The 26497-nt window shown below is 72.7% G+C and carries 19 protein-coding genes; 13 read left to right on the top strand and 6 right to left on the bottom strand.

The window, feature by feature from the left end; genetic code table 11:
* Positions 1-158: 158 nt before the first annotated feature.
* From Asi03nite_RS29410 to Asi03nite_RS29425, 4 genes are all read right to left on the bottom strand, one after another.
* Positions 159-353 carry a hypothetical protein gene (locus Asi03nite_RS29410; RefSeq protein ID WP_203683743.1) on the bottom strand — a complete coding sequence of 65 codons (195 nt, stop codon included), beginning with the start codon at positions 351-353 and terminating at the stop codon, positions 159-161.
* Between the two features lie 165 nt (positions 354-518).
* A complete protein-coding gene (locus tag Asi03nite_RS29415) occupies positions 519-851 on the bottom strand; it encodes a hypothetical protein (RefSeq protein ID WP_203683744.1) in 333 nt (110 codons plus the stop codon).
* A gap of 379 nt (positions 852-1230) precedes the next feature.
* Positions 1231-1470, bottom strand: a complete 240-nt coding sequence (locus Asi03nite_RS29420; RefSeq protein ID WP_203683745.1) for a DUF397 domain-containing protein — start codon at positions 1468-1470, stop codon at positions 1231-1233.
* Positions 1471-1482: 12 nt separating this feature from the next.
* Positions 1483-2376: a helix-turn-helix domain-containing protein gene (locus tag Asi03nite_RS29425; RefSeq protein WP_203683746.1), complete on the bottom strand. Its 894-nt coding sequence runs from the start codon at positions 2374-2376 to the stop codon at positions 1483-1485.
* 577 nt (positions 2377-2953) lie between these two features.
* On the opposite strand from Asi03nite_RS29425, the gene Asi03nite_RS29430 reads away from it, so the two are divergent.
* The 10 genes from Asi03nite_RS29430 to Asi03nite_RS29475 all read left to right on the top strand — a co-directional run bounded on the left by Asi03nite_RS29430 (position 2954) and on the right by Asi03nite_RS29475 (position 18241).
* Positions 2954-3505 carry a thymidine kinase gene (locus Asi03nite_RS29430; RefSeq protein WP_203683747.1) on the top strand — a complete coding sequence of 184 codons (552 nt, stop codon included), beginning with the start codon at positions 2954-2956 and terminating at the stop codon, positions 3503-3505.
* 211 nt (positions 3506-3716) lie between these two features.
* The gene (locus Asi03nite_RS29435) at positions 3717-4271 is read left to right on the top strand and encodes a molecular chaperone GrpE (RefSeq protein ID WP_203683748.1); all 555 of its coding nucleotides are present in this window, start codon (positions 3717-3719) and stop codon (positions 4269-4271) included.
* Positions 4272-4275: 4 nt separating this feature from the next.
* Positions 4276-5880 carry an Hsp70 family protein gene (locus tag Asi03nite_RS29440; protein ID WP_203683749.1) on the top strand — a complete coding sequence of 535 codons (1605 nt, stop codon included), beginning with the start codon at positions 4276-4278 and terminating at the stop codon, positions 5878-5880.
* Between the two features lie 14 nt (positions 5881-5894).
* A complete protein-coding gene (locus Asi03nite_RS29445; RefSeq protein ID WP_203683750.1) occupies positions 5895-8513 on the top strand; it encodes a hypothetical protein in 2619 nt (872 codons plus the stop codon).
* 3 nt (positions 8514-8516) lie between these two features.
* Positions 8517-9725, top strand: coding sequence for a hypothetical protein (locus tag Asi03nite_RS29450; protein WP_203683751.1), 1209 nt, complete (start codon positions 8517-8519; stop codon positions 9723-9725).
* Position 9726: 1 nt separating this feature from the next.
* Positions 9727-12075 (top strand): GTPase-associated protein 1-related protein, encoded by a 2349-nt coding sequence (locus Asi03nite_RS29455; RefSeq protein ID WP_203683752.1) that lies wholly within the window; start codon positions 9727-9729, stop codon positions 12073-12075.
* Positions 12076-12092: 17 nt separating this feature from the next.
* Complete coding sequence (locus Asi03nite_RS29460) at positions 12093-13607, top strand: TRAFAC clade GTPase domain-containing protein (protein WP_203683753.1); 1515 nt, start codon at positions 12093-12095, stop codon at positions 13605-13607.
* Between the two features lies 1 nt (position 13608).
* Complete coding sequence (locus Asi03nite_RS29465; protein ID WP_203683754.1) at positions 13609-13758, top strand: hypothetical protein; 150 nt, start codon at positions 13609-13611, stop codon at positions 13756-13758.
* Positions 13758-16421, top strand: a complete 2664-nt coding sequence (locus tag Asi03nite_RS29470) for a CHAT domain-containing protein (protein ID WP_203683755.1) — start codon at positions 13758-13760, stop codon at positions 16419-16421. The genes Asi03nite_RS29465 and Asi03nite_RS29470 overlap by 1 nt, the downstream gene beginning before the upstream one ends.
* Positions 16409-18241 carry a hypothetical protein gene (locus tag Asi03nite_RS29475; protein ID WP_203683756.1) on the top strand — a complete coding sequence of 611 codons (1833 nt, stop codon included), beginning with the start codon at positions 16409-16411 and terminating at the stop codon, positions 18239-18241. Before Asi03nite_RS29470 ends, Asi03nite_RS29475 begins: the two co-directional genes overlap by 13 nt.
* On the opposite strand, the gene Asi03nite_RS29480 is transcribed toward Asi03nite_RS29475, so the two are convergent.
* Complete coding sequence (locus Asi03nite_RS29480; RefSeq protein ID WP_203683757.1) at positions 18235-19995, bottom strand: caspase family protein; 1761 nt, start codon at positions 19993-19995, stop codon at positions 18235-18237. The genes Asi03nite_RS29475 and Asi03nite_RS29480 overlap by 7 nt on opposite strands.
* Before the next feature lie 282 nt (positions 19996-20277).
* Between Asi03nite_RS29480 and Asi03nite_RS29485 the strand changes: the two genes are divergently transcribed.
* Together Asi03nite_RS29485 and Asi03nite_RS29490 are read left to right on the top strand one after the other, a co-directional pair.
* On the top strand, positions 20278-20571 hold the full coding sequence (locus tag Asi03nite_RS29485) for a hypothetical protein (protein WP_203683758.1): 294 nt from the start codon (positions 20278-20280) through the stop codon (positions 20569-20571).
* Positions 20572-20903: 332 nt separating this feature from the next.
* A complete protein-coding gene (locus Asi03nite_RS29490) occupies positions 20904-22124 on the top strand; it encodes an IS30 family transposase (RefSeq protein ID WP_444978650.1) in 1221 nt (406 codons plus the stop codon).
* A 63-nt stretch (positions 22125-22187) separates the two neighbouring features.
* Here the strand turns inward: Asi03nite_RS29490 and Asi03nite_RS29495 are convergent, their stop codons facing one another.
* The gene (locus Asi03nite_RS29495) at positions 22188-24011 is read right to left on the bottom strand and encodes a trypsin-like serine protease (RefSeq protein ID WP_239103020.1); all 1824 of its coding nucleotides are present in this window, start codon (positions 24009-24011) and stop codon (positions 22188-22190) included.
* A 529-nt stretch (positions 24012-24540) separates the two neighbouring features.
* Between Asi03nite_RS29495 and Asi03nite_RS29500 the strand changes: the two genes are divergently transcribed.
* Positions 24541-26397 (top strand): DUF6528 family protein, encoded by a 1857-nt coding sequence (locus Asi03nite_RS29500; protein ID WP_203683759.1) that lies wholly within the window; start codon positions 24541-24543, stop codon positions 26395-26397.
* Positions 26398-26497 lie beyond the last annotated feature (100 nt).

Genomic DNA, 26497 nt, shown 5'->3' on the forward strand with positions numbered 1-26497 from the left:
GAGCCCGCCGCCGGCCTTCGCACGCCGGGCCCGGCCCGCCGGCCCCACCCGGCCTGACCAGGGGATCACACCCGATGTGGACAGCGGTTCGGCGCCGGCCCGGCAGGCGGTTCAGGCGGGATCTGTCCGATGGTTCGCGCTGGGCTTGGCCCCGGGTCCTAACCCGCGCGACGCGTGCGGGACAGCGCCATGCCGGCCAGCCCGCAGCAGATGGTCAGCCAGGCGGCCGGGAGCAGCAGGTACACCACGTCGCGAACAGTCCCGCCGAGCAGGCCGCTAAGGATCAGCAGAGCGGCGCCGATGAAGACGATCGTGGCGGCGGCCACCGTGCGGCGGACGGTGGGGTCGGGCATGGGAACTCCCGGAAGTGACGACAGAGCGGGCTGGAAGCCTCCCCTGTCACCGCGAACCGGGACAACAGCCGTCCGGGTCCAGTCGTCACCCGTTCCGCCGGGCCGCCGCAGCCGATCGCGGCGCGCCAGCCGCCGACGGGCGGTCGGTGGGTTTCGGCGCGCGGGTCACCTGTTCCGCCGGGCCATCATGGCCGGTTGCAACCTGCCCGCCCACTGACGGCCGGCCGGGCCGCGATTGTCGCCGCGCCGCGGAGCCGGGGCCGGGGTCGGGGCCGGGGCGACCGTGCGCAGGCCGGCGAGTTGCACGAAGATGGTGCGGCGCTCGACCGCCTCGCCGTCCGTGCTCACCGTGTAGCCGTCCAGCCAGATCCAGCCCTGGTAGGTGTCGTGCGGCAGCACCCGGATCACCCGGAGGTAGAGCGCCCGCTCGCCGGCGAACTGCACGCTCGCCTCCCGCCCGACGAAGAGCACGTCACCGGAGCGTGGCGGCTCGGTCATGACCATGCCCCTCCGGACGCGATCTCCATGGCTTTCCCCGTTCGAGAGTTTCTGACGGGCAATGACGCTCGTTGGTACATTTCCAATCTGGCAGGCGCCATTGCTTGATCACAAGGGAAAGGTCTCCCCTAACAGGTGACAAGCCGGCAGAACAGCCGAAACGCCGCGCGGATCAAGAAAGGCCCAAAAGCGAATCGTCCCGAATGCCACGCGACGCGAAAGCGGCGGGAAGTGAGCGGCGGCAAGACCGCCCGGTTCGGAAAGGCGGCTCGGGAAGCCGCGCACGAAGAGACCGGAAGCGCTCCGGCCGCGAGTGCCGCTCGGTCGACAAGAGGGCCGGGCCCGCCAGAAGGCGAACCCGGCCGGAATACCGCGCGGATCAGAACTCGCCGCGAAGGACGCCTTCCTTGAAGGCGGCCCACTCACTCGCCGTGAACTCCAGCGTCGGCGAGTTCGGCCCGAGCTTGGTGTCGCGGACCGCGACACGCCCGTCGTCCGCCACGCCGACGGTCACGCAGTTCGAGTCGCCCTGGCTGCGGCTCGATTTGTGGAACCTGGTGTTCTGATACTTCTCGGTCAAGGCCTGCTGGTTCTCGACCAAGGCCGCGATGTCGATCATGGTGGGGACCTCTCATCTGGAACGTTTGCCGGCCAGCGCGTCGGCCGCTCTCTTGACTAACTCCACGCTGGCTTCCTGGGACAGCGCGGCCGCATCGAGCCGAGCCCACATCAACGCGTAACTGACGACGTCGGCGGGCTCGGTGAGGAGAATGTCCGTCGTGACCGTGTCCACGGCCACGACTGTGGGGTCACCCGGATCGGTGTAGTCGTACATCGAGAACGGCGCCCTCGGCAGCAGCCCTTTCGGCAGGCGCGCGTCGACCGGCAGCACGCGCATCTTGATATTGGGCTTCTGGGCCAGGCTGAGCAGGTGCCTGAGCTGCTCGACCAGCACCGGCTCCGGCGCGGTGATCCGTTGGATGGCCTGCACCTCAAGGATCATCTCGTACTCGGCGCCGCCCGGGTCGAGAATCTCCTGGCGACGCGCCCGGCCCGCGAGGTTGGCCTCGACGTCGAGCTCCGCGCCGTCCCGAAGAGCCCCCTCCGCCAGGTGCCTGGCGAACGCCGAGGTCTGCACCAGTCCGGGCAGCAGGCTGTTGTGGTACTCCCTGATCTTGGCGGCGCCGGACTCCAGGTTCGCGGTCTGGGCCATGCGTCGGCCCATGTTGACGAACATCCGGGCGTCCCACCAGCCGGTCGCCGCGGCGTCCCGGGCGATCCGGAGCAGCGAACGATACGGCTCGCTGCCCTCCTCCAGGCCCAGCCCCTCCAGCACGTTCATCACCCGGCCGACGTCGGGCCGCCGGTCGCCGGTCTCCAGCCGGGAGATGACGACCCGGTTCTGGCCGCTGCGCCGGGCGAGCTCCTCGGCCTTCAGCGGGCCGCCGTCCGCGCCCGCGGTGGCGCGGATCTGGCGCAGACTCGCGGCGAGCCGGAGACGGCGCACGAGGGGGCTGCTCGCCATGCGGGCCTCTCCGGTCGCTCTTGCGGGTGGGCGCTGTCGAGATTACTCAAGCAACCTTCCGGATCCCGACCATCGACGCGCGTTGCCGCCCCTCGATCACGCGGGAGTGTTCATGACGCCTATGTGACGACCGACACAGTGCTGGCGAGGGAATCGGGTGTGTCGTTCGCGGACACCGGCGGTACTCCGCCGAGCCGGCCGTGCACCGCGCCAGTCTCGCGTGTCCCGGCATCCGCCGTGGTCAGGGGCCGGATGGATCGGCCGCCGAACCCGCGCGGTACAGCCAGCACCACTGCGAACCGACCGGCTGTCCATCCGGGAACGCCGCCGCCGGCCGGGAAGGTGAGAGGGGTCAAGTGAGGCACCTCTGAGGGCACCCGCCGCCCGGCCGAGCGGCAGGCCCGCCGCGGGGCGGATCCGGAGACCACGGCCGAACGGGCAAGCGCTGCCGGACAGAAAGCGGCAAACGGACCCGAGGCCGCCCGGAGCGGCTCGGCATGATCCCGGCCACCCGCTGAGCGCCGGCGATCAGCCCTGGTCACCGCCCACCCACCGATCAATGGCAGGCTCTCCGGTCATGGACCTGACCGTGATCCTCGGCCCGATGAAGGGCGGCAAGTCGCTCGAGATGATCAGCCTGCTGTCGCCGCTGCAGCACACCGGCATCCCGCACCGGATCTACCAGTCGGCGCGGCACGGCCGGGACACCGCGGTGACCTCGCGGTCCGGCGGCAGCCTGGAGACGGTGAAGGTGCACACGCTGGCCGGCGCCGCGGACGGGGACGTCGAGGTGATCGGCGTCGACGAGATCCACATGTTCACCGTCGGCGACATCGCCGAGCTGGGTGTCGCGGTGCGGCGCGGGGTGAAGGTGGTAGTCGCCGGGATCGACCTGGACCACCGCGGGCAGCTGTTCGCCCCGGTGCGGGCGCTGTTCGAGCTGGCCCCGGAGAAGGTGGTCTACCGCCGGGCGGTGTGCGACGTGTGCCGGTCGCTGGACGCGACGCACACCCAGGTGCTGGAGAGCGGCAAGCCGTTCATCCGCGAGCTGGCCCCGTCGACGGCGCTCCCGGACGACGGCACCTACTCCTACGAGGCCCGCTGCCGCCGCTGCGTGGTCCTGCCCTGAAACCGGCCCGCAGGCACACCGGTCCCGGATCTCCCGGGCCGGTGACCGCCACGACCCCGTAGCAACAAGCGGAACGGGCCGCCCGTTCGGCTTGCTCCTCCCCACCGTAAATCCGGCATCCGGCACACTCGGGCATGGCGCCACCCAGCAAGACCCGATACGTTCCAAAACTGACAGTGACCGGCGTGCCGCTTCGGGGAGGCGATGACGCGTGGACGATTCCCAACCGCTGCTGGAGCGGATCGAGGCGCAGCTCGCCGAGTTCCACAGGCGCTCGGCGCACCGCGAGTCGATCATCGACCGCCTGCACGCCGAGAACCAGGAGTTCCGTGACGGCCTGCGCCGGGTGATCCTGGAGCCGGTGGTCAGCGACCTGCTGCGGCTGCACGACTCGATGGCCCGGGAGGCCGGGCGCCTGGTCGCCGACGACCCGCGGGCCAGCAAGCTGCTGGCCGGCTTCGCCGACGACGTCACGCTCGCCGTCGAGCGCTGCGGTTACGAGTTGTTCCCGGCCGTGCCCGGCGAGGCGTTCACCGCCGGGCGGCACGCGCCGGCCGGGACAGTGCCGACCGACGACCCGAGCCGGGACAGGACCGTCGCCGAGCCGCTCGCCGCCGGGCTGCTGGAGATCGAGACCCAGAAGGTGCGCCGGCCGGCCCGCGCCCGCCTCTACCGGTACGAGGCGCCGCCGGCCGGCGACGACCCCGTCGATCTCGCCCTGGACTCCACCGAGACCGTTCACCCTGACCCCGTCGGAAGCGAGTAGCGCCATGGCCACCTTCGGCATCGACCTGGGCACGACGTACTCCTGCGTCGCCCACATCGACGACACCGGCCGGCCGGCGATCATCAAGAACCGGCCCGGCGACGACACCACGCCGTCTGTCGTCTTCTTCGAGAGCCCGGACAACGTAGTGGTCGGCAAGGAGGCAAAGGCCGTCGCCAAGATCCAGCCGGACCTGGTGGTCTCGCTGATCAAGCGGCAGATGGGCAAGTCCTTCGAGATCTCGGTGCACGGCCAGACGCACACCCCGGAGTCGATCTCCGCGCTGATCCTCCGCGAGCTTGCCGACGCCGCCGCGGAGAACGTCGGGGAGGAGGTCAAGGACGTGGTGATCACCGTCCCGGCCTACTTCGGCGTGGCCGAGCGCAACGCCACCCGCAAGGCCGGCGAGATCGCCGGGCTCAACGTGCTGAGCATCGTGGACGAGCCGGTCGCGGCCGCGCTGCACTACGACGCGATCTCCAGCGGCGGGACGAAGACCATTTTCGTGTACGACCTGGGCGGTGGCACCTTCGACACCACTGTCATCCGGGTCTCCCCCGAGGAGATCCAGGTCATCTGCACCGACGGCGACCACCACCTCGGCGGCGCCGACTGGGACGACCGTCTCGCGGAGTACCTGCTGGAGCAGTTCCAGGCCGAGCACCCGGGCACCGGGGCGGCCGACGACGAGGAGTTCCTGCAGGAGCTGGCGGCCGGCGCGGAGGACATCAAGAAGCAGCTGAGCCGGATGCAGAGCCGCCGGTTCAACGCCCGGTTCAACGGCGAGAGCTCGCAGATCGAGGTGACCCGGGAGCGCTTCGAGGAGCTGACCGCGGAGCTGCTGCAGCGCACCGTCGCGATCACCCGGCGCACCCTGGAGACCGCCGCCGGACGTGGTGTCACCGAGTTCGACGACGTGTTGCTGGTGGGCGGCTCCAGCCGGATGCCGGCGGTCACCGCGGCGCTGGAGGAGCTGGGTCTCAAGCCCCGGATGCACGACCCCGACCTGGCCGTGGCCAAGGGCGCCGCGCGGTACGCGCTGATCGAGTCGGTGAAGGTGCACCTGCCCGAGGAGGGCGGCGAGGCGCCGGCCGCGGTCGTCGAGGAGGTCGCCGAGCAGCTGAACATCCCCGCCGAGAAGGTGCGGGCGCTGGCCGGCAAGCGGGTGGCCACCGTGGTGCCGCGCGCCTTCGGCGTCAAGGTGGTGAACCGGCAGGGCAGCCGGGAGCACTTCACCATCGAGCACGTGCTGCGGGCCAACACCCCGCTGCCGGCCGAGACCGCCCCGCAGCGGTTCGGCACGGCGTACCCCGATCAGGTGGAGATCTCGGTGGAGATCTGGGAGCAGTCCGGCTCGGTGGAGTCGGAGGCGCTCGAGGACAACGAGCACATCGCCGAGGGCCTGATCACCGGCCTGCCGCGGCTGCCGGAGAACTCGCCCATCGACATCAGTTTCCAGATGGAGACGGACGGCTTGCTCAGGGTGCACGCGGTCGAGCTGACGACGGGCAAGGATCTGCGCATCGAGGTCCAGATCCGGGGCGGGCTCACCGACGAGCAGGTGAGCGCCGCCCGGACCGCTGTGGCGCGTTACCACGTCTCGGCCTGAGGACGGCCCGGGCGATGTTCGATCAGGACCGGTACCGGGTGGAGGTGCTGGACCCGGCGCGGCGCAACGGCAACACCCCGCCGGCGGACCTTCTCCTGCGGTACGGCATCGACACCGGCCGACCACCCCGCGGTGACGCCTTCGACGCGCACGTCACCGCGGTCGTCAAGTACTGGCAGCAGCTGGGCACCCAGCGCAAGGTCTACCAGAAGATCGTGGAGGCGCTGAACGCCGCGCACACGAAACTGCGCGACGGCGGGCAGCTCTCCGCCGAGCATTTCCTCGCCGAGCGCGAGCGGGTCGCCAAGGAGACCGGCCGCGCGCTGGACGAGATCGTCAACGAGCTGGCCAGCGACCCGGTGGTGTCCGCCGCCGCGCTGGCCGCCGCGGCCGCCCCGCTCGGCGGCGCGGCCGTCGAGGCCCGGCTGCGCGAGCTGCTGGCCCGCAAGCGGGTCCGGGTGATCGACGAGCTCTGGCCGCTGCCGGAGAGCCCACCGCCGGGCGGCCGCGTGGTGCTGCGCAGCACCCGGACGCTGGGCCTGCCGCTCTCCCTGCACGTGCTCGCCGACGACCGGGCGGCGGTCGCCTTCACACTGCGCTCCGGCCTGCGGGTCGAGGGCCGCCCGCTGACCACGGGCCGGTTCGACGGCGTACGCGCCCGGGCCGAGCGGCAGAGGCAGGACGACCGCAAGACCGCCACCGAGAGCCTGCTGGCCGCGCTGAGCGGGGCGATCGCCGACGGCACCGTCGGCGAGCTGGTGCTCTGGGAGCTGACCGAGGCGGTGCGGCCGGCCGCCGGGCTGGGCAAGGTGCGCGTGGTGGCCCGCGAGGCGACCCGGCTCGGGCTGCCGCGCGAGGAGGCCGAGGAGTTCGCGCTCGCGGTGCTCAACCGGGGGACCGGGACGCCGGACCGGCGGGACGCGACCGGCGAGATCGAGGAACTGCTGGTCCGCGGGGAGCTGCGGGCGGCCGAGCGGGCGTTGCTCACGCTCCCCGCGAACGAGGGCGCCGACCTGCGGGAACGGGTCCGGGACGCGGTGCGGCGCGTGGCCGAGCTGGCCGCGCGGGCCCAGCAGGAGATCGCCGCGGGCCGCCCGGAGCACGCCGCCGAGCTGCTCACCACAGCGGTCCGGGAAGCCGCCGACGACACCGACCTGGCCGGCCGGCTGCGCGCCGTCGCCCCGCCGCCGGCGCCGGCCGTGCGGGCCGGCACCGCCGCCGGCGAACGGGTCACGGTCAGCTGGACGCCGAGCCCGGCACGCACCGGCGGCGTGACCTATCAGGTGGTGCGCACCCGGCAACGGCCCGCCGGCTCGGCCGGCGACGGCGACGTGGTGGGCCGGACCGACGGCAACGAGCTGGCCGACGCCGGCGCACCGGCCGGCGACGACCTCTTCTACACCGTCTTCGCGACACGCTCGGCGGGTGTGTGGTCGCCGGGCGCCACGGCCGGGCCGGTGTCGCTGCTGCCCGACGTCACCGGGGTGAGCGCGGTGGCCGACGAGTCGAGCGTGCGGGTCACCTGGTCGGCACGCCCGGACGCGACCGGGTTCACGGTGGTCCGCGAGCCGGGCGGAGCGCCGGTGCGGGCCGGGCGCAACGGGTTCTCCGACGAGAACCTCGAGCCCGGCGTGCAGTACCGCTATCTGATCCGGGCCGGCTATCCGGCGCTGTCGAGCGGGGTCACCGTCACGGCCACCCCGCAGGCCGCCCCGGAGGAGGTGCCGGACCTGGCCGTGGAGCCGCTGCCCGGACAGGACCCGGGACGGTTGCGGCTGGCCTGGACGCTGCCGGCGAGCGGGGACGTGGTGTTGCGCTCGGCGGCGCACCGGCCGCGATGGCACCGGGGGGCCGAGATCACCGGCGCGGAGCTCACGTCGTACGGCCGGGAATTGATCGGAAGAGCGGAGCCGGCGGCGGACCGCCGGGCCGCGCTGGTCCTGCCCATGCCCGCCGGGCGGGTCTTCGTCACCGCCTTCAGCGTCGGCGGCGGCCGGGCGATCACCGGACCGACGGTCTCGGTCACCAACGTCGCTCCGGTCACCGACCTGCGGGCCCGGCGCGTCGGCCCGGTCGTGCGGCTCGGCTGGGGCTGGCCGGACGGCGTGTCCCTGGTGCGGGTGCGCTGGTGGCCGGAGGACGGCTCACCGGAGCAGTCCGAGCAGGTCGACTGCTGGCTGCGCGCCTACCGCGACGACGGCGGCCTGCAGATCACCACAGGGCTGCGGCCGGTCCGGATCTTGGTGGCCACGGTCAGCCGGGACGGCGAGGGCGAGACCGTGGGCAGTCCGGTCGGCGTGCGGGTGGCCGGCGGCGGCGTCCCGGTGCACTACCGGTTCGTGCAGGCCGGCACGTTCCGGCGGCGGACCCTCCTGGAGCTGACCGCCGAGCAGCCCTGTCCCCTGCCCGACCTGGTGGTGGTGCAGTCGCCGGGCCGGGTGGTGCCGCTGCGCGCGGACCAGGGCACCGAGGTGGCGCGGATCCCGGCCCAGCGCCTGGAGCCGGGGCGGCCGGTCTCGGTGGAGGTGCCGGTGCGGAACGCGCGCGGACCGTACCGGCTCGGCTGTTTCGTCGACGACCACTCCGGCAGCGGGTCGGACGTGGTGCTCAAGGGGATCCCGGGGGGCGGCTGAACCATGGCGCGACTGACCTGCCCGTACTGCTACCGGACGTTCGCCGAGAAGGACATGCTGTTCCGTTGCAGCGGCATGCGGTCGGCGGACGGCCGGTTCTGCGAGCCGGCGCCCGACCCGGTCCGGGTGGCGCTCAAGGACCCGATGGTGGTGCTGCCGGTGGTGGAGGGCAACGGCCGGAAGCTGTCCGCGGTCTGCAAGGCCTGCGGCAACACCGCGACAGTGCAGATCTGCCCGCACTGCCACGCCCAGCTCCCGGTGCACTACGGCAAGCTGGACACCCGGATCGTGGCGATGATCGGCGCCAAGTTCAGCGGCAAGTCCGTCTACACCACGGTGCTGATGCACGAGCTGATCCACCGGGTCGGCCGGCGCTTCGACGCCGCGGTGGTCGGCGCCGACGAGCGCACCCGCAAGGAGTTCGGCAACGAGGAACGCGCCCTCTACACCGAGGGGGTGCTGCCGATCACCACCCAGCCGGCGAACGTCGGCGAGGAGGGCCGGCAGCCGTTCGTCTTCAAGTTCTCGCTCGGCGAGCGCAGGCGTTTCCGCAGCACGCTGAAGCACACGGTGCTGTCGTTCTTCGACACCGCCGGGGAGGACCTGGAGACCGCCCGCGGCGTCGCGCAGAACGTCGGTTACCTGGCCGGCGCGCACGGCATCATCGTGCTGCTCGACCCGCTGACCATCCCGCAGCTGGTGCCGACCCTGGGCCTGGACCCGGGTGTGCTGCCGGCCCGGGCGCAGCGGCAGGCGGCGCAGGGCGACAGCCCGATCAACATCCTCACCCGGGTCACCGAGGTGCTGCAGCAGGTGCCCGGCGTCGGGCCGAACCGCATGATCGACGTGCCGGTGGCGATCGCGTTCTCCAAGGTGGACGCGCTCTGGGAGGCGTTGCCCGAGGACAGCCCGCTGCGCCAGCCGGCGCCGGACACGCCCTGGTTCCCGGAGTCGGACAGCCTCGCCCTGCACCACTACGTCCAGGCGTTGCTGCAGGAGTGGGAGGGCGGGCAGATCGACCAGCTGCTGCACAAGCATTACCGCACCTACCGGTACTTCGGGTTGTCCGCGCTGGGCGCGGTGCCGCCCGCTCTGGAACCCGCTCAGCAGCGGCAGCGGATCGCCAAGTCCGGCATCCAGCCGCACCGGGTCGAGGACCCGTTCCTCTGGCTGCTGAGCCGGCTCAAGGTGATCGAGACGGGGAGGGACTGAGATGGGCGTCCCGCAGATGTACTACACCTCCTGCGAGCGCGGGCTGGCCGGGTACTCCGGCTTCCAGTTCAACGCGGCCACCCCGGGCGTCTCCGGCGCGGTGCTGCGGCGGGTGGAGCAGGCCACGTCGTACGAACCGCCGCGCTCGCTGGGCTACGAGCCGACCGCCGAGCAGATCGCGGCCACCCCGGTCAACCTCTGTTACCTGCCCGGCGCCGACGGCGAGCCGGCGATCCTGGCCAACACGGTCTTCGTCGGCAACGACTACTCGCAGCGCTTCGGCAACTACTTCGTGCACGCGCTGAGCCTGCCGGCGGCCGAGCACGACCTCGGCGGCGCGCTGCCCATCGACTTCTGGCGGGCCGGGTTCTGGGCCCGCGCCGAGGCGCCCGGTCCCGAGCTGCCGGAGCTGGACCCGCGGCCGGCCGCGGGCTTCGACGTCGACGCGTTCCTGCAGGACGGCCGCCTCGGCACGCTGCCGCGGATGCTCACCGCGGTGGAGCGGGCGATCGTCGCGGGCGAGCGGCCGGTGATCGTCGTGCACGAGGAGACCGAGCAGGTCGCCCGGTGGATCGCCGCGCTCTGCCGGCTGCTGCCGCCGGCGCTGGCCGGGCGGTTCGCGTTCGCGACCTATCAGTACCGTCCCGGCCGCGGCCGCGAGCACCTGGTCGGCACGGTGCCGACCAGCGACTTCACGGTGACCGAGGCGACGCTGCGCAGCTTCGCGGTCTTCGACCTGGCCGGCGGCGTGACGTCGGACGTCGACGCGCACCCGCTGGCCGAGCTGCTGACCGCGGCCGGCGCCGAGGACGCCGGCCAGCTGTGGGAGCTGGCCGGGGAGTTCTCCGCCGGCACGGAACGCGACTTCGACGACTGGTACCCGGTGGCGGTGGCCGCCGCGCAGTGCGCCCGGCTGCCGGTCAACGAGGCGGACCTGGACGCGGTGCTGGCCTGGCTGCCCGGCAACGCCGGCCGGCTGGGCCCGGACACCGTCGCCCGGATCGTCGAGGAATGCCTCGACCATGTGCGGCTCACGCTGCCGCAGTGCCTGGTGCTGGTCCGGGTGGCGGCCGCGGCCCAGGATCCGGGGCTGCAGGCGAACACCGAGGTCAGCGCATTCGAGCGGCTGCTGCGGGAGCCGGCCGCGGCGCCCGCCGACGTGCCGCGGCTGGTCACCCGGGACGGCGCCGGGTACGCCCGCCAGCAGGTGGTCACCCTCCTGGACGGCGCGGCGCCCGGCCCGGACACCGTCGACGTGCTCAGCCTGGCCGTCCGCACCCGGGTGGAGCTGTCCGACGGCGAGCTGGAGGGGTACGGCCACGACCTGATCACCCCGCTGCTGCTGGCCGACCCGGAACGGCAGCCACCGGCTGTCCTGCGCGACGTCCCGGCCCTGCGCCGCGGCGTGCTGCGCGGCCTCGGCGAGGCGCTGTCCAACCGGGAGCGCGGGGTGCTGGCGGTGGCCACCCGGCTGGCCGGCGGGACGGTGCCGGAGGAGGAGTTCGCCGCGTACCGCCCGCTGCACCGGCTGCTCGAACTGTCCCGCGCGTCGAGCGACCCGAAACGGCGGATCCCGGCGCTGAAACGGCTCAGCGACCAGGGTGCCCCGGACCGGGCGGTGCTCACCGCGCTCTGGCCGGACGGCTGGCGGCTGGCCGAGGCCGCCGAGGTGACCCGCGAGGTGCCGAAGCGGTTCTGGGAGTCGGACGCCATGGTGGCGCTGCTCGACGACGTGCTGAAGATCTCCCAGATGCCGCAGGGCGGCTGGCCGCACTACGCCGTGGTGAGCGCGTTCGCCGCCGAGCAGAACCTGACCGGGCGGCTCTCGGCCACCGCGCGGACCCACGTCGAGCAGCTGCAACGCGCCAGGGAACTGGTCCGGCGGGTGGACCGGACCGGCGAGACCAAGCTGCCGCCGCTCGCCGCCCAGGTGATCGAGTTCTTCCGGCAGACCGAGCCGCCGGCCCGCTCCTGGCTCGCCGGTCAACTGCCTGGGCTGCTGCTCCGGCTGGACGCCGCGACCCTGGCCCAGGTGCTGCCGGAGCTGCCGTCGGAGGTCCGCCGGCGTTACCGCGCCCAGCTCACCGAGTTGCTGCGCGGCGCCGACCTGGGCGCCGCGGCCACCGCCTTCGAGCTGTTCCACCGGTTCACCGGCAAGCAGCCGGACCACGCCCGCAAGCTCAACGACGTGCTCGCCGCGACCGTGGCCCGGTGGAAGTCACGCGACCTGGACGCGCTGGAGAAGCTGCTCGCCCACAGCAAAGTCAAGGGACTGGCCGAACACGTCGCCCAGTGGCGCGAGGCCCGGGTGCCGCGGGGCATCGGGCGCTTCCTGCCGCGGCGACGGTGAGAACCGCGGGAGACTCCGTGTTCTACCTGCTTTTCCTCCTCGTCTGGTACGCGCTGGTCGGCACCGTGTTCATCGTGCTCGGCCTCCCCCTGGTGATCGTCGCGAGCGGTGTCTTCCTGGTCCTGTGCACCGGCGCCTACCTGCGGGCCAGCGGCCAGGCCCTGGGCATGCGGCTGCCCGGCGAGACGGTCCCGGTCCCCCAACCGCCGGGCGTGCCGGCCTACGTGCACTACCTGTCCGGCCCGGCCGGCCGGGACCTGCGGCAGGTCGCCCGGCTGACCTGGCGTGACATGCGGCGGCAGGCGGAGACCACCCGGACCTGGCTGAAGAGCAGGTTCTTCCACTACGGCATGAACAACTACCGCCGGGCGGTAGGCGTGCTCCTCGCCGCCGGGGTGGTCGCCGGCGCGGTGATCACCGCGCTGGTGATGACGTTCGTGGCGCTCGGCGCGCTGCTCGTCTGGGGACTGCTGTTCGTGCTCGCCAAGGCCCTGCTCTACCTGCTGCGCGGGCTGGACTTGGGACTGTCGCAGCTGCGCGGGATCAAGCTGACCTGCCCGGCGTGCCATCACCGGGTGGTGTATCCGGCGTACGACTGCCCCAACCCGCTCTGCTCGCACCGGCACAAGGACGTGCGGCCGGGCCGGTACGGGCTGCTGCGCCGGACCTGCTGGTGCGGGTACCGGATGCCGACGTTGCTGCTGCTCGGCAGCCACCGGATGACCGCGTGGTGCCCGCACTGCGAGGCGCCGATGGCCGAGGGCGCCGGCACCGCCCGGGAGATCGTGATCCCGATGCTCGGCGCGACCACCGCCGGCAAGACGCGGATGATGCTGGCGCTGGCCGCCACGATGACCGGCGGCGAGCGGTCGGGCATCTCGGCGACCACCGCCGACGAGCCGACCGGGAACGCGCTCGCGCAGATGCAGGAGGCGCTGGCCGCCCGCGGGGACACCGGCAAGACGATCGCCGAGGACGCGGTCCGGGCGTACTCGTTCAACCTCGGCGGCGGCCGGGTGCGGCGCCTGGTGCACATCTACGACCCGCCCGGCGAGGACTTCGGCGACTCGGCCCGGCTGCAGGCGCGCCGCTTCCTGCGCGGCGCGCACGCGTTCGTCTTCGTCGTCGACCCGTTCGCGATCCCGGACGTCTGGAACTCGCTGAACCCGCAGGCGCAGCGCGAGTACCGGGCGATCCGATCGTCGCAGCCGCCCAGCTACATCTTCGAGCAGGTGCTGGAGAACCTGAACGGGATGGGTGTGCGCACCGCCGACAAGTCGCTCGCGGTCGCGGTCACCAAGAGCGACCTGACCTCGGACCTGCCGATCTGCGCCGGGCTGGGCGACGGCAACGACGCGGTGCGCGGCTGGCTCAGCGACCGGGTCGGGATGGCGAACATGGTGCGCTCGATCGAGAAGTCGTTCGGGGATGTGCGGTACTTCCACACCACCGCGCGGTTCACCCCGGCCGGAACCGATCAGAACGTGCACGACCTGCTCAAGTGGACGCTCGGCCGGTACGGGGTGAACTGAGATGGTGGCTGTCGATCCGTACTCGCGCTGGCGCCGCGCGGTCTACGTCGCCGGGGTGGTGGTGGTCTGCCTGCTCACCGCCGCGGTCCTGCTCCTGCTGCTGGCCTGCCTGATCCGGCTGCTGCCCGGCACCGGTTCCGGCACACGTTGATGACAGATCGAGAGCAGGAGCGATTGCGGGGGTACGCCGTGATCGCGCTGGCCGCCTCGGGCAGCGGCGACCTGGACGACGCGGCCGGCGTGCTGGAGACCCTGCCCGACGACTCGCCGGGGCGCGGCACCCTGGCCGCCGCCCTGCTCTGGCCGATGCTGCGCGACCTGCGGATGGACCTCCCGGCACTGCGCCGCCTGGAACGGGTGCTGGCGATCGCCGAGGCCGACCCGCCGGACGTCCCGAAGTGGCCGGGGCTGCGCGCCGCGGGCCGGGCGATCTCGTTGATGCTGGCTTCGCTGGAGAGCCGGGTCGACGACCCGCACGCCGCGCTCGCCGAGGTGGAGAAGCTGGCCACCGAGGCCGGCCCCGGATCGCCGGCCGCGCCGATCTTCGAGGCGGCCCGGCAGGGCCTCGGCTTCATGGCAGCTCTGCACGACGGCGACGAGTCGGCGATCCGCCGGATGCCGGAGCAGTTGGGACGGCTGCGAGCCGGCGCCGGGGCCGGGGCCGGCAACCCGCAGGCGGATCTGCTCACCGAGCTGCTCACGGCGACGTCCGAGCTGATGGCTGCCAACCAGCGCGGCGAGGAGCTGTCCGGGCCGATGCGCCGGATGCGGGAGGCCGCACAGCGGATGCCCGAGGACGACCCGGTGCGGATCTCCGCGCTCGAACAGCTGGACATGCTGGACTCGCTGGCCAACGGCGGCCAGCCGGTCGACTTCGGCACGTCCCCGTCCGGGGCCGCCCAGTCGCCCGCGGACCAGGCGCTGCAGCGGGCGTACAGCGCGATGCTGCTGCTCGACCGCGGAGCCGAGACCGATCTCGGCAAGATCGAGGCGGCGATCGGCCACCTGCGTGCGGCCCTGGAGTTGGCCGGGCCGGACGACCTGCGCCGCCCGTTCCACCTGGCTGGCCTGGCGCTCGGGCTGTTCCGCCGGACCGAGGTGACCAACTCGACCGCAGGGCTGGACGAGGCGCTCATCCTGCTCGCCGAGGCCCGGGAGCTGGCCGGCGGGCCTGATCATCCACAGTGGGCGTGGATCAACGACATGCTCGCCGGGGTGCAGCAGCGGCTCGGCGCCGTGACCCCGGCGCACCGGACCTCGATGGAGGGCATGCGGGGCCACGCGTTCCAGGTGATGGTGCAGTCCGACCTGCCGGCGGCGACCGTGGCGGCCGCCGACGCGGCGCGCGAGGGCCTGAACACCGCCCGGCGGTTCCTGCAGGACGGCGACCCGGCCGGGGCGATGGCCGCGCTGGACGCCGGCCGCGGCCTGGCGCTGTTCGCCGCTACCGAGCTGGGCCGGGTCGGCGCCCGGCTGCGTGCCGCGGGGCGCGACGACCTGGCCGGTCGCTGGGACGACGCGGTCGCCTCCGGGCAGCCCGACCGGTTGCCCACCGCGCTGCGCCGCGAGGCGATGCGGGTGCTCGGCGACCACGGCACGCTCGGCCTGCTGGACCCGCCCGGCCTGCCGGAGATCCGCGACGCGCTGCGCGCCCTGGACGCGGACGTGCTGGTCTACCTGATGCCCGGTGAGCGGGGCCTGCCCGGGCACGCGCTGCTCGCCCCGGCGGACGGCCCGCCCGGCTATCTGACGCTGCCGAACCTGCACCCGGACCAGGACCTCGAGGTGGGCCACTACCTGAGCGCCGCGGCCCGGCGGGACATGGGCCCGGCCGATGAGGCGCCCGGCCAGGACGAGGCGTTCACCGGAAGCCTGGACGGGCTGTGCCGGTGGGCCTGGCGGGCCGCGCTGGGCCCGGTCGTCGACCAGTACCTGCCCCGGCTGCGGACCCGGCCGACCGGCCGGCCGCCGCGGATCGTGCTGGTCCCGATCGGCCGCCTGGCGCTGATCCCGTGGCAGGCGGCCCGCCGCCCGGACGGCCGGTACGCCATCGAGTCGGTAGCCGTCTCGCAGGTGGTGTCGGCCCGGTTGCTCTGCCACGCGGCCGCGCAGCCCCCGGTGCCGCTCGCGCCGACCGGCCTGATCGTCGGCGATCCGCGGACCGGCGAGCCGAGCCTGCCGGCCGCACGCGCCGAGGCTTGGGCGATCCGCCGGGCGTTCTACCGGGGCGCCCGCTACGTCGGCCGGCGGCCGGACGGCACCGACAGCCCGACCGGCCCGGGCACCGTGGCCGAGGTGGAGAACTGGCTGACCTCGACGTCCCCGGGGGCCGGCGCCGTGCTGCACCTGGCCTGTCACGGCTTCGCCTCGACCGGCCGGGCCGCCGCGTTCCTGCTGCTCGCCGACGGTGCGCGGTTGCACGCCGAGACGCTCGGCCCGCTGCTGGCCCGCGCGCCGGGACGGGCGATCGCGCTGGTCGTGCTGGCCGGCTGCCGCACCGGGCGGGCGATCAGCGGGTACGACGAGGCGTACAGCCTGGGCACCGCGTTCCTGGCGGCCGGCGTGCGCTCGGTGCTCTCCACGCTGTGGAACATCCCGGACGCCGCCACCTCGGTGCTGATGTTCATGTTCCACCACTTCCTGATGGCCGGCCGCCGGCCGGTCTGGGACGCCCTGCACCAGGCCCAGCTGTGGATGCTCGACCCGGCGCGGCGGATACCCGACCGGATGCCGCGTGAGCTGCGGGACGAGCTGGCCGCCACGGACCCGGCGGAGGTCGCCGCCTGGGCCGGCTTCGTCCATTGGGGGCGCTGACGGTGGCCGGCGGGATCGATGAGCTGCGCCGCGAGCTGGCCGGGCTGAGCGGGCCGGCCCGCACCGGCCGGTTGTTCGAGCTGGGCCAGGTGCTCACCGACCGCTACTGGCGGTCCGGGCACGGGCGGCCCGGACCGCAGCCCGACCTGGACGAGGCGATCGGGGCGCTGACCGAGGCGTACGGCTACTTCGCCGACGGGGACAGCCTGCGCGCCCCGCTCGCCGCCCTCCTCGGCTCCCTGCTGGCGGCCCGGCACGTGGCCCACGGCGGCCCGGACTCCGACCGGGAGACCGGGATCGAACGGCTCACCGAGGCGCTCGGCAGTACCCTGTCGCCCGGGCAGACGGTGCTCAGCCGGCTGCTGCTCGGGCAGCTGCACCTGAGCCGGGCGCTGGGCAGAATACGTACCGGCGGAATCCTCCCGGCCGCGCTGCGGCCCGGCGGCGGAGCGCAGGTCGAGGCGGCGCGCACCGCGGCCGGACACTTCCAGCTGGTGCTCGCCGAGCCCGAGCTGTCACCGCAGGTCACCACGGGCGCGCAGCTGCTGCTCGCGGTCGCCGAGGGGATCGTCGAGGCGTTCTGCGGGGTGGGCGTGAACCTCGGCGCGTTGACCCGGTCCGTGCAGACCCTGCACCGGCTCCAGAAACAGGGGCACGACCTGGGCATGGGCTCGATCCTGACGGCCGGCACCCGGATGGCGCGGACGGATCCGCTGGACCGGCCGGTGATCCTGATCGAGGCGCGGGAGGAGCCGGCCCCGGCCCGGCCGACGCCCCGGCCGCGGCCCGTCCCGCCGCCCGGAGACCCTCGTGCGGAGCTGCGGAGACTCCTCGGCGACGCCCCGCACACGCTGCTGGACCGCCCGGATGTGGCGACCGCCGACGAGCTCGTCGCGCTCGCCGTGACCGTGGCGCACCACGGTCCCGCGGGCGCCGCCGATCAGCTGCGGCTGGCGCTGGCGCTGGCCCTGCGCGGCCGGGCCGGCGACGGTCCCGGCGCGGCCGACGACGACGCCGACGCCCGGGGAGAGCTGCGCGGCCTCGCCGTCGAGGAGCTGCCGGCCGACGACTTCCCGCTGCTGCTGCGTGTCGCCCGGGCGCTCGGCGAGGACCACGCGGCGGACCGGGTCACCGCGGCGCTGCGGGCGGCCGGCGCCGACGCGCTCGGGATTCCGCAGCCGGACGGGATGCTGCTGTTGCACGCCGCCACCGGGCGGGTCGCGCTCGGCACCGAGCGCACGCTGCCGCGCCGGACGCTGCTCGTCGCCGACCGGCCGCCGGGCGCCGGGGTGGCGATCGTCTCCACTCTGGCCGGCCACCGCCAGCTGCTCGACCTGGCCGGGCGCGGGCGCCGCGCGATCGTCGAGGAACCGGTGCTGCTGGCCGGGCCGGAGGGCGCCGAGCTGCGGCGCTGCTACGGGCGGGGCGAGCTGCTGGAGCGGGCCACCGCGGCGGACGTGCTGGCCCGGCTCAGCGCCACCGTGCTGCACCTGGACTGTCCGGCCGGACCGGACGGGACGCTGCGGCTGGCCGGGGGCACCGAGCTGACCCCGGAGGCGGTGGCGGCCGTACGGATCCGTCGCGCCTCGGGGGTGGTGGTGCTGCCGCCCGGGGCCGCGTTCCCGGCGCTTGCCGACGCGTTCCTGACCGCCGGGTTCACCGGGGCGATCGGCTGGCTCGGCGTCCCGGAGCCGGCGGCTGCCAGGGAGATCTACCGGGAGCTGCACCGGCGGCTCGGCGCCGAGCGTCAGCCACCGGCGGTCGCCGTGCACGGGGTCCGCCGCATGTTCCGCGGGCTGGTGCACCGCGGCGTCTACTGAGGCACCCGGGTGTGGACCGGGACGGTCAGGGTCGTCCAGTCGTAGGCGTCGTCGGCCTCGCCCATGTCCCGCAGGCCGTGCAGCAGCAGGGGACCGCGGCTGCCGGCGACACCCTGATCCAGGGCCGGCAGGTCGAACGGCAGTGAGCCGAACTGCTCCTCGGCGACCAGCAGCTTCAGCCAGTCCCGCACCGCGGCGCCGGGTCGCGCGCGCCGGCCGGACGGGAGCGCGACCCGGACCGGGCGGCCGTCCAGGGCCCAGCCGTCCGAGCGGCCGTCGATGAAGGCGCCCGGGAAGAGCTGGGCGTGGACCCGGTAACCGCTGGTCAGGTCCAGGAGTACACAGTAGAGGCGGCGCTGCGTCCGGTTGCGGAGCCGGATGGTGATCTCGGGTGGGGCGCCCCTGTCGTACCACAAATTGATCTCGCCGCCCTCAGCGACGACCTCACGCCCGCCAGCGATGATCTCCATGCTGATCGCCCCGGCCAATCGTGACAGCGGGTTCTCCAGGTCGCGGATCTGCCGCCAGCGGGCGACGTGCTCCAGGCGCCGCAGCACCGGGCCGGAGCCGCCGATCACCTCGCCGTCCGGTCCCTCGATCCGGCCGCCGCGGAGCACCCGCAGCTCCGGCGTCTCGGAGAGACCGGCCGGGCGCACGAACGGCGAGCCGCGCAGTTCCTCCGCCGGAAGGCCGGCGACCGTGGTGGCGGGCAGCGGGACGCGGGTGAGCAGGACCGGGTACTGCCGCTCCGGGTCGGGATGCCAGCCGATCGGGCTGACCAGGCTGCGCTCGGTCAGCACCCGGGTGACCCGGGCCTCGCGCGGCGGCCGGCTCCCGGGCAGCGCCACCCGCAGCTCGCCGGTGGCCGGCAGGCCGTGGCAGGAACCGGCGTCCAGCTCCCAGCCGTCGCGGCCGTGCCGGATCAGCATGCCGGCGCCGGGCGCGACCGTCGCACCGCCCAGGAACGGCTGGTCGGCGACGCCGGGCACCTCCGGGTACAGCTCCGGGACCTGCCCACCGGCCCGGGACTCCACGCCGACCCGGGCCGCGACCAGCAGCTGGCGGTAGGTGGCCGCGGCGCCCAGCCGGTGCAGCGCGCGCAGCAGCGCCCAGCTGAACACGCCGCGCCGGTGCCCGTCCAGCTCCATCTCCAGCGCGAGTTCGAACCGCCGGGCCGCGGCCAGCGCCACGTGCCGCGGCTCCGTCGCGCCCACCGACCGGTAGGGGCGCCCGCCCAACTCGGGCAGCAGCACCGGGGGCGGTTCGGCGGCGCGCAGGCCGGGAGTGGAGCGGACCTGCGCGGCTTCCCGGGTGGCGCCGCCGCTGTGGCAGCTGTCCAGCACCACGGCGACGTGCGCGCCGCGTTCGGCGATCGCGTCGAGCAGCAGCGACAACTCCTTGTCGAGCAGATCGGGGACGCCCGGGGTGCGGCTGTCCGCGCAGACCAGGGTCTGCATCAGCGGGCCGGACTCCAGGTGCTGCAGGCCGGCCGGGACGCGGACCTGCGAGCCGTGGCCGCTGAACCAGAAGAGCGCGGTGTCGCCCGGACCGGCCTGGCCCAGATGCCGGTGGAGCCCGTCGATCACGGCGGCGCGGGTGGCGGCCGCGTCGTGCAGTTGAACGATCTCGGAAGCGACGCGCCTGCTGCGCAGGAAGGCCGCGGTGGCGATGACGTCGTTGCGGCAGCCGCGCAGTCCGGTGACCTCGCTCGCGGCGTACGTGTCGATCCCGACCAGAAGGGCGAAAACAGTCACCGAGCCAGTATCCGGTCCTCTACCGAGTGAACTTGCCGGCGTCGCGCAGAAGCCGAATATCCGGCACAAATCTTGTTCTCGTTTATGATTTGTCCTTTTTGTCAGTTCTTTTGGCTGTTACTGATCACTGGAAGCGACCCGAAAGCCGAAGCGGACAACCCGGTCAATGTGCGTCAGATGGCTATAGTCCAGACACAAAGTTCCGGGATTGCTCAACGCACCTTCTTGGCCGGAGCAGCGCTGAGCAGTCACCTCGAGGCAGTTCGAACGAAGGGGACAGCGATGCGCTACATCGAGACTCCCGCCACGATCCGCACGGAGGACTTCGAGGCCGCCCGCGGCTATCTCCGCTACTACCAGCGGGGCCTGGTCGGATTCACCGTCCTTGTGGTCCTCGGGCTCGCCGCGGAACGCCTGCTGCCGCCGGCCGAACTCCCGGCGCCCTGGCTCCAGTGGAGCCGGACGACCCAGGCCGCCGCCGCGGTGCTCTACGTCGTCGCGCCATACCGGCGCAAGCTGACGACCCTGTGGAAGCAGGTCCGCCCGATCTTCGATCTGCTGTCCGACCGCCGCTGAACGGCGCCACACGCGTGGCGCGCAGACCGGGCCCGCTGTTCCGACCTTCTCTTGGCCGGAGCGCGGAACAGCGGGCCCCTCAAGGCACGACGAACGTCGCACCCACCCGCCATCCTTTCGGCGGCGGTCGCAACCCTGCGCACATCCGTAACCGGCGCACATCCAGAACCGGCACACCTCGAATACCGGCTCGAAGTCAGCCTACGCGTCCGCCTTCCGGCCCCGCGACCTCGGCCGAACGGTGTCACCCGCACGCGCGGCAAGACACGAAACGGCCCCCGCGGAACCTTGGGTTCTAGGAGTCGTCGCAACACCCCAGTTCAGGGGATGCGATGGACTTCGAAATCCGGGACCGATCGGTTATCCAGGGCCGTCGACGTCTGACCCGCGAGCGCGAGGCATATCTTGCGCTCGTGGGTCAAGGCGTCGGAACAGCAGAAGCGTGCAAGATCGTCGGAATCAACATCCGGACCGGCCGGCGCTGGCGAAACGGCCGTAATCCGACCGGCCGCGAGAGGGCAGCAGCACCGATCACGGCCACGGCGTCGCCGTCGGTGCGGGGCCGGTTCCTCAACGAGGACGAACGCCTGCACATCGCCGACCGGCATCGTGAACGGGCCACAGTCCGGCAAATCGCCGCCGAACTCGGCCGTGATCCCTCGACGATCAGCCGTGAGCTGCGGCGCAACGCCCATCCGGTCAGCGGGGACTACCGGCCGCACGCGGCTCAGGCCCGTGCCCAGGCACGACGGCCCCACCCGAAGATCAGCAAGATCGCCGCCAGCCCTGAACTGCGCCAAGCCGTCCAGGACGGCCTGAACCTCAAGTGGAGCCCCGAGCAGATCGTGCGACGCTTGCGGCGGGATTTTCCCGACCGCCCGGAGCTGCACGTGACGCACGAGACGATCTACCAGACACTCTACGTGCAGGGACGCGGCGAACTGCGCCGCGAGCTGACCAAGGCCCTACGCACCGGCCGCGCAATGCGCCGTCCCCGCCGTCAGGCCCAGCAACGCACACCCCGGATGGCCACCGAGATGGTCATGATCAGCGAACGTCCTGCCGAGGCCGACGACCGCGCAGTGCCCGGCCACTGGGAAGGCGACCTGATCATCGGGAAGGACGGCCGGTCCGCCATCGGCACCCTGGTGGAACGCCACACCCGCTACGTCATGCTCGTGCACCTGCCGCTGGGCCGCACCGCGGACCTGGTCCGCGACGCGCTGATCGCCACCGTCGCGCATCTGCCAACGCACCTACGCCGGTCACTGACCTGGGATCAAGGCATCGAGATGAGCCTGCACCAGCAGTTCTCCATCGCTACCGACACCCCGGTCTTCTTCTGCGACCCGCACTCGCCCTGGCAGCGCGGCAGCAACGAGAACACCAACGGCCTGCTACGCCAGTACTTCCCGAAAAGCACCGACTTGTCTGCCCACGACAGCGAACGCCTCGATGCTGTCGCGGTCGAACTCAACGGCCGCCCACGCAAAACGCTCGGCTGGGACACCCCAGCCGAGCGCTTCGCTAAACTGCTGGCCGAAACCAGTTGATCAACTGTGTTGCAACGACCCCTGGAATCCGCCAACACCGCGGGGGCCGTTCACGTCAATGCTTTAGAACAGGGCGTTGTAGTAATCCCAGTTGTAGCCGAGCAGCTTGCCCTTGCCGCTGAGCCAGGCGCCCTTGCCGTTCGTCGCGTAGAGGAACAGGGTGCCGTCGGCCTTGACGCCGACCAGGTCGACCAGGTTGTCGCCGTTGAAGTCGCCCGGGGACATGAAGGTCGGCAGGCCGTTCCAGCCGGTGCCGAGCTTCTGGCCCTTCGGGTTCACCCAGCCGCCGGCGCCGTTGCTGTTGTACAGCCACAGCTCACCCTTGGCGTTCCGGCCGATCAGCGACTGGTGGCCGTCACCCAGCCACGAGCCCGGGGTCAGCACGGTGTTGAACGAGTTCCAGCCGGAGCCGATCACGGTGCCCTTCGGGTTGCTCCAGCCACCGGCGCCGTTGCTGTTGTAGATCACCAGCGTGCCGTTGGAGGTGCGACCCATCAGGTTGGGACGGCCGTCGCCGTTCCAGTTGTTGGTCACCATGATGTCGGTGTAGGTGTTCCAACCCGAACCGACCTGCGTCGGGGTGGTGGACACGAAGCCGCCCGCACCGTCGCCCTTGTACTGCCACAGGCGACCGCCGGAGTCCCGGCCGAAGATCGCCGGGTTGCCGTCACCGTTCCAGTTGTTGACGCGGAACAGCTTGGTGTAAGCGTTCCAGTTGATGCCCTCGCCGAGGTGCCAGAAGCCGTTGAACCCGGCGTCGTAGGACTGGCTCGGCGTGCCGACGATGGTGCCGGCGCCGCTGCCGATCTGCAGCGAACCGTCGTACGGGTCGCGGATGATCAGGTCGGAGTGACCGTCACCGGTCCAGTCGAGGTTGTTCGGCGCGATGTTGTCGACCTGCGCCTTGATGGCGTCGGTGTAGTTGTCGAGGTCCGCGTACACCCCGAACTTGGTGCCGCAGGGGTCGTCGCCCCAGCTGGTCACACCGATCTGGACCCGGGCGGCCGGCGTGCCGGTGAAGATCGGGCCGCCGGAGTCGCCGTGGCAGGTGTCCTGCGCCGGCTCGGTAGCGGTCTTCAGGTCGCCGGCGCACAGCATCGACGTGGCGTCGTAAATGTTGCCGTAGACCGAGTACTGCGAGGCGCACTCGCTGTCGGCGTGGACCTTGATGTCCGCGGCGCGCAGCGTGCCGGCGTCGCTGGCGGGGTCCTCGGTGATGCCGTAGCCGACGATGGTGGCGTCGGTGCCGGCCTGCTCCTGCGCCCCCTGGGCGACCAGCGTGGTCGGGGTGTACTGCGAAGGCAGCGCCGTCTTCAGGTCCAGCACGCTGACGTCGTTCTTCGGCGGCACGCCGGAGTTGTCGAGCTGCTGCTGGTAGTTGTAGCCGGGGTGCAGCCACGTGTTGGAGACCTCGGCCACGGTACCGACGCCGTCGTTGTCCAGGCTGTTACGCCCGGCGATGACCTCGATGTAGCCGTACGGCAGGTCGACGGTGCAGTGGCCGGCGGTGAGCACCCGGGTCGGGCTGAGGACGGTGCCGGTGCAGGTGCCGATCCACCAGCCGGGGTCGCCGTTCTCGTCGTCGGCGATGTAGTACGACCGGACGCCGACCACGCTCGGGAAGTCGGCAGCGCTGACGGTGGTGCCGCCCACGATGCGGGTCTTCGAGGAGGGCGACTCGAAGAGGCGCGACTTGGTCCCCGGGGTCTCCGGGCCCGAGGAGGCCTTCTTGGCCCCGGCCGGGATCTTGTCGTAGGGCAGGGCGAAATCGCCCGCGTTGGCCGGAATGGGCGGCAGCGCCGCACCCCCGCCGGACTTGCCAGAGGCCGAGGCCGGGAGCTGCGACAGCGCGACCGACGCGGCGGCGACCGTCACCCCCGTCAGCACACTGGCGATTCGGCGAAACTTGGGCTTCTGAAGCACCCGGAGTCTCCTGTCGAGTTTTTTTCCCCGATTTGCACGCGATCCGATGGATCTCGTGACCCGGCACGCATGAGAGGTGGACAGAACGTGATCGCGGCTTGTCGGAAGGCTGCCGCTCAAGACCCGTGGGAATCCGTGATCTTCCACGCCTGTATCAGGCCGGGCGCGTCACGCTAACAGCACGGATATTGCCCGGGGAAGCCCCTTCCACAGGAAAGTTGCAGGTTCGATACTTGCAAATAGGACGGTCCGACTTTCGGTGGCCGACCAGGTGGTCACCGTCCCTCCGATCCGGGCGAAATCCTCATGAACCCGGCCACTCGTCGCCGACTCCTGACCGAAGAGCCGGCGGGTGTACGCCCTCCGGGAGCTCCCGATCCCCTCACCGGGAGCCCGGTGGCCCGAGCGTCCCGGCTGTCCGGTGGGCCCGTCGTGGTCACCCGCCGGGCGCCGACGGAGCTCTCTCCGCGGTATCGGTGAATATCATCCTCGGATGATCAAACGAGCTGCCGGCGCCGCCCTCGCGGCGCTGCTCTGCGGGCTGTCGCCGGCCGTGGTCGCGCCGACCGCCGCGTCAGCGGCCACTGCGGACTTCCCGATCCTGGCCGGCGACCAGAACACCAACAAGATCTACCGGCTGAACCCCTCGACGTGGACGTGGGACAGCTGGACATGGGCGCCGACAGCCGGCCGCGGCTACTCGGACGCCGAGATCGCCGGATTCAACGGCGGCAACGACTTCCGGGTCCGGAACACGCCTGCCGGCCAGCGGCTCGTCGTCGTCGACGGGCAGGGACTGGCCACCGTGGCGACCTATCCGGACGGTGACCGGGTGTGGGCGAACAAGGCGCCCGGCGCGGACAACCGGCACTCGGTCGAGCTGCTGCCGGACGGCAACGTCGCGGTCGCCGCCAGCACCGGCGGGTACGTGCGGGTCTACTCGACCTCGTCCGGCGCGACCGCCTCCTACGCCCTGGAGCAGGCGCACGCCGCGCTCTGGGACCCGCAGATCCAGCGGCTCTGGGTGGCCGGATCGCCCGGCTACGGGACCACCGGCGAGTACCAGTTGCTCACGGCGCTGGAGGTGACCGGCCCGGCATCGGCGCCGGGGCTGCGCGAGGACACGTCGCGGGCGCTGAAGATCCCGGGCAACGACGCGCTGCACGACGTGTCGGCCGACATCACCGACCCGGGCCGGCTGTGGATCACCACTAACCAGCGGGTGTTCACGTACGACAAGGCCACCCGGCAGCTCACCACGATCAACCGCGGGGCGGTGAAATCGGTGGGCGTCCAGCCGTCCGGGCAGACCGTGGAGACCCGCGCCGACCGGTACAAGACGCCGCCGGGCGGCTGCACCACGGTCAACAACTGGTGCACCGACACGCTCGACTTCTACACCCCGAGCCGGACCGTGACCAGGTCCGGAGCGCAGTTCTACAAGGCCCGGGTGGCGAGCCCGCACTACAGCGCCGAGGACACCGCGCTGCGCGGCCGCGTCTTCGACCGGGCCGGTGACACGGTCACCCGGGTCGACAACAACCCGGCGATCGGCCGGATCGCCGCGGCCGCCGGCGCCGACGGGCGGCTGCACGTGCTGACCCTGATCCCGGGCAGCGGCATGTGGTCGCGGACCCGGGGCGCGGACGGTGACTGGGAGGACGCCGCCACCCAGATCGACGAGAGCGCGAAGATCACCGACGCCGCCGTCGCCGCCGGCCCGGACGGCACCCTGCACGCGTTCACGCTGATCCCGGGCGCGGGCGTCTGGTACCGGAAACGGCCGGCCGGGCAGCCCTGGGACGCCGGTTCCACCAAGGTGGACAGCGGCACCGACCTGACCTCGATCACCGCGGTCGTCAACCCGGTGACGAAACGCCCGCACCTGCTGACCGCGGGTGCGAGCGGCGTCCAGGACCGGTCGGCGAGCGCGACAGGAGTCTGGAGCGGCACGGCCGTCCAGGTGGACACGAACGCCAGCATCGCGGACGTGGCGGCCGCCGCCCTCCCGGACGGCAGCCTGCACCTGTTCACCGTCACCGCGTGGGGCGGCGTCTATCACCGTACGGGCACCGACACCAGCTGGACCGGCTCGGCCTCGGCGGTCCCCGGCGGCGGCGAGTCCCCGGCCACCGGGCAGGTCCGGGCGCTGGCCGCGGCCGGCTGGCCGGCCGCCCAACTGGACCTGGTCACGGTCCGCTCCGGCCTCGGCCTGTGGGGGCAGACCCGGACCGGCGGCTCCTGGCCGGCGCCCGTCCCGCTCGACCCGGACCAGGGGGCGCTGCAGGCCTACGCCGCGCACCTCGCCGACGGCGCCCTGCACACCGGCCGGATCGCCGAGCTGTCCTGACCACTTCTCCGGCCCGGCCCCGCCCGAGCCGCCGGAGCCCTGGCCGGGGCGGATCCTCCACTCCGGCCAGGGATCCATTGACATGCGCAACTCCGCTGAG

Origin of the sequence: Actinoplanes siamensis (genome assembly GCF_016862395.1) — a bacterium.
Classification (GTDB): Bacteria; Actinomycetota; Actinomycetes; order Mycobacteriales; family Micromonosporaceae; genus Actinoplanes; species Actinoplanes siamensis.

What these genes read in the sequence shown, in the direction of transcription:
- Asi03nite_RS29420 (WP_203683745.1), bottom strand. Translation starts at nt 1,470, where the DNA reads ATGATCGACATCGCGGCCTTGGTCGAGAACCAGCAGGCCTTGACCGAG.
- Asi03nite_RS29465 (WP_203683754.1), top strand. Translation starts at nt 13,609, where the DNA reads ATGGTGGCTGTCGATCCGTACTCGCGCTGGCGCCGCGCGGTCTACGTC.
- Asi03nite_RS29500 (WP_203683759.1), top strand. Translation starts at nt 24,541, where the DNA reads ATGATCAAACGAGCTGCCGGCGCCGCCCTCGCGGCGCTGCTCTGCGGG.
- Asi03nite_RS29430 (WP_203683747.1), top strand. Translation starts at nt 2,954, where the DNA reads ATGGACCTGACCGTGATCCTCGGCCCGATGAAGGGCGGCAAGTCGCTC.
- Asi03nite_RS29410 (WP_203683743.1), bottom strand. Translation starts at nt 353, where the DNA reads ATGCCCGACCCCACCGTCCGCCGCACGGTGGCCGCCGCCACGATCGTC.
- Asi03nite_RS29450 (WP_203683751.1), top strand. Translation starts at nt 8,517, where the DNA reads ATGGCGCGACTGACCTGCCCGTACTGCTACCGGACGTTCGCCGAGAAG.
- Asi03nite_RS29455 (WP_203683752.1), top strand. Translation starts at nt 9,727, where the DNA reads ATGGGCGTCCCGCAGATGTACTACACCTCCTGCGAGCGCGGGCTGGCC.
- Asi03nite_RS29490 (WP_444978650.1), top strand. Translation starts at nt 20,904, where the DNA reads ATGGACTTCGAAATCCGGGACCGATCGGTTATCCAGGGCCGTCGACGT.
- Asi03nite_RS29445 (WP_203683750.1), top strand. Translation starts at nt 5,895, where the DNA reads ATGTTCGATCAGGACCGGTACCGGGTGGAGGTGCTGGACCCGGCGCGG.
- Asi03nite_RS29425 (WP_203683746.1), bottom strand. Translation starts at nt 2,376, where the DNA reads ATGGCGAGCAGCCCCCTCGTGCGCCGTCTCCGGCTCGCCGCGAGTCTG.
- Asi03nite_RS29415 (WP_203683744.1), bottom strand. Translation starts at nt 851, where the DNA reads ATGACCGAGCCGCCACGCTCCGGTGACGTGCTCTTCGTCGGGCGGGAG.
- Asi03nite_RS29485 (WP_203683758.1), top strand. Translation starts at nt 20,278, where the DNA reads ATGCGCTACATCGAGACTCCCGCCACGATCCGCACGGAGGACTTCGAG.
- Asi03nite_RS29470 (WP_203683755.1), top strand. Translation starts at nt 13,758, where the DNA reads ATGACAGATCGAGAGCAGGAGCGATTGCGGGGGTACGCCGTGATCGCG.
- Asi03nite_RS29440 (WP_203683749.1), top strand. Translation starts at nt 4,276, where the DNA reads ATGGCCACCTTCGGCATCGACCTGGGCACGACGTACTCCTGCGTCGCC.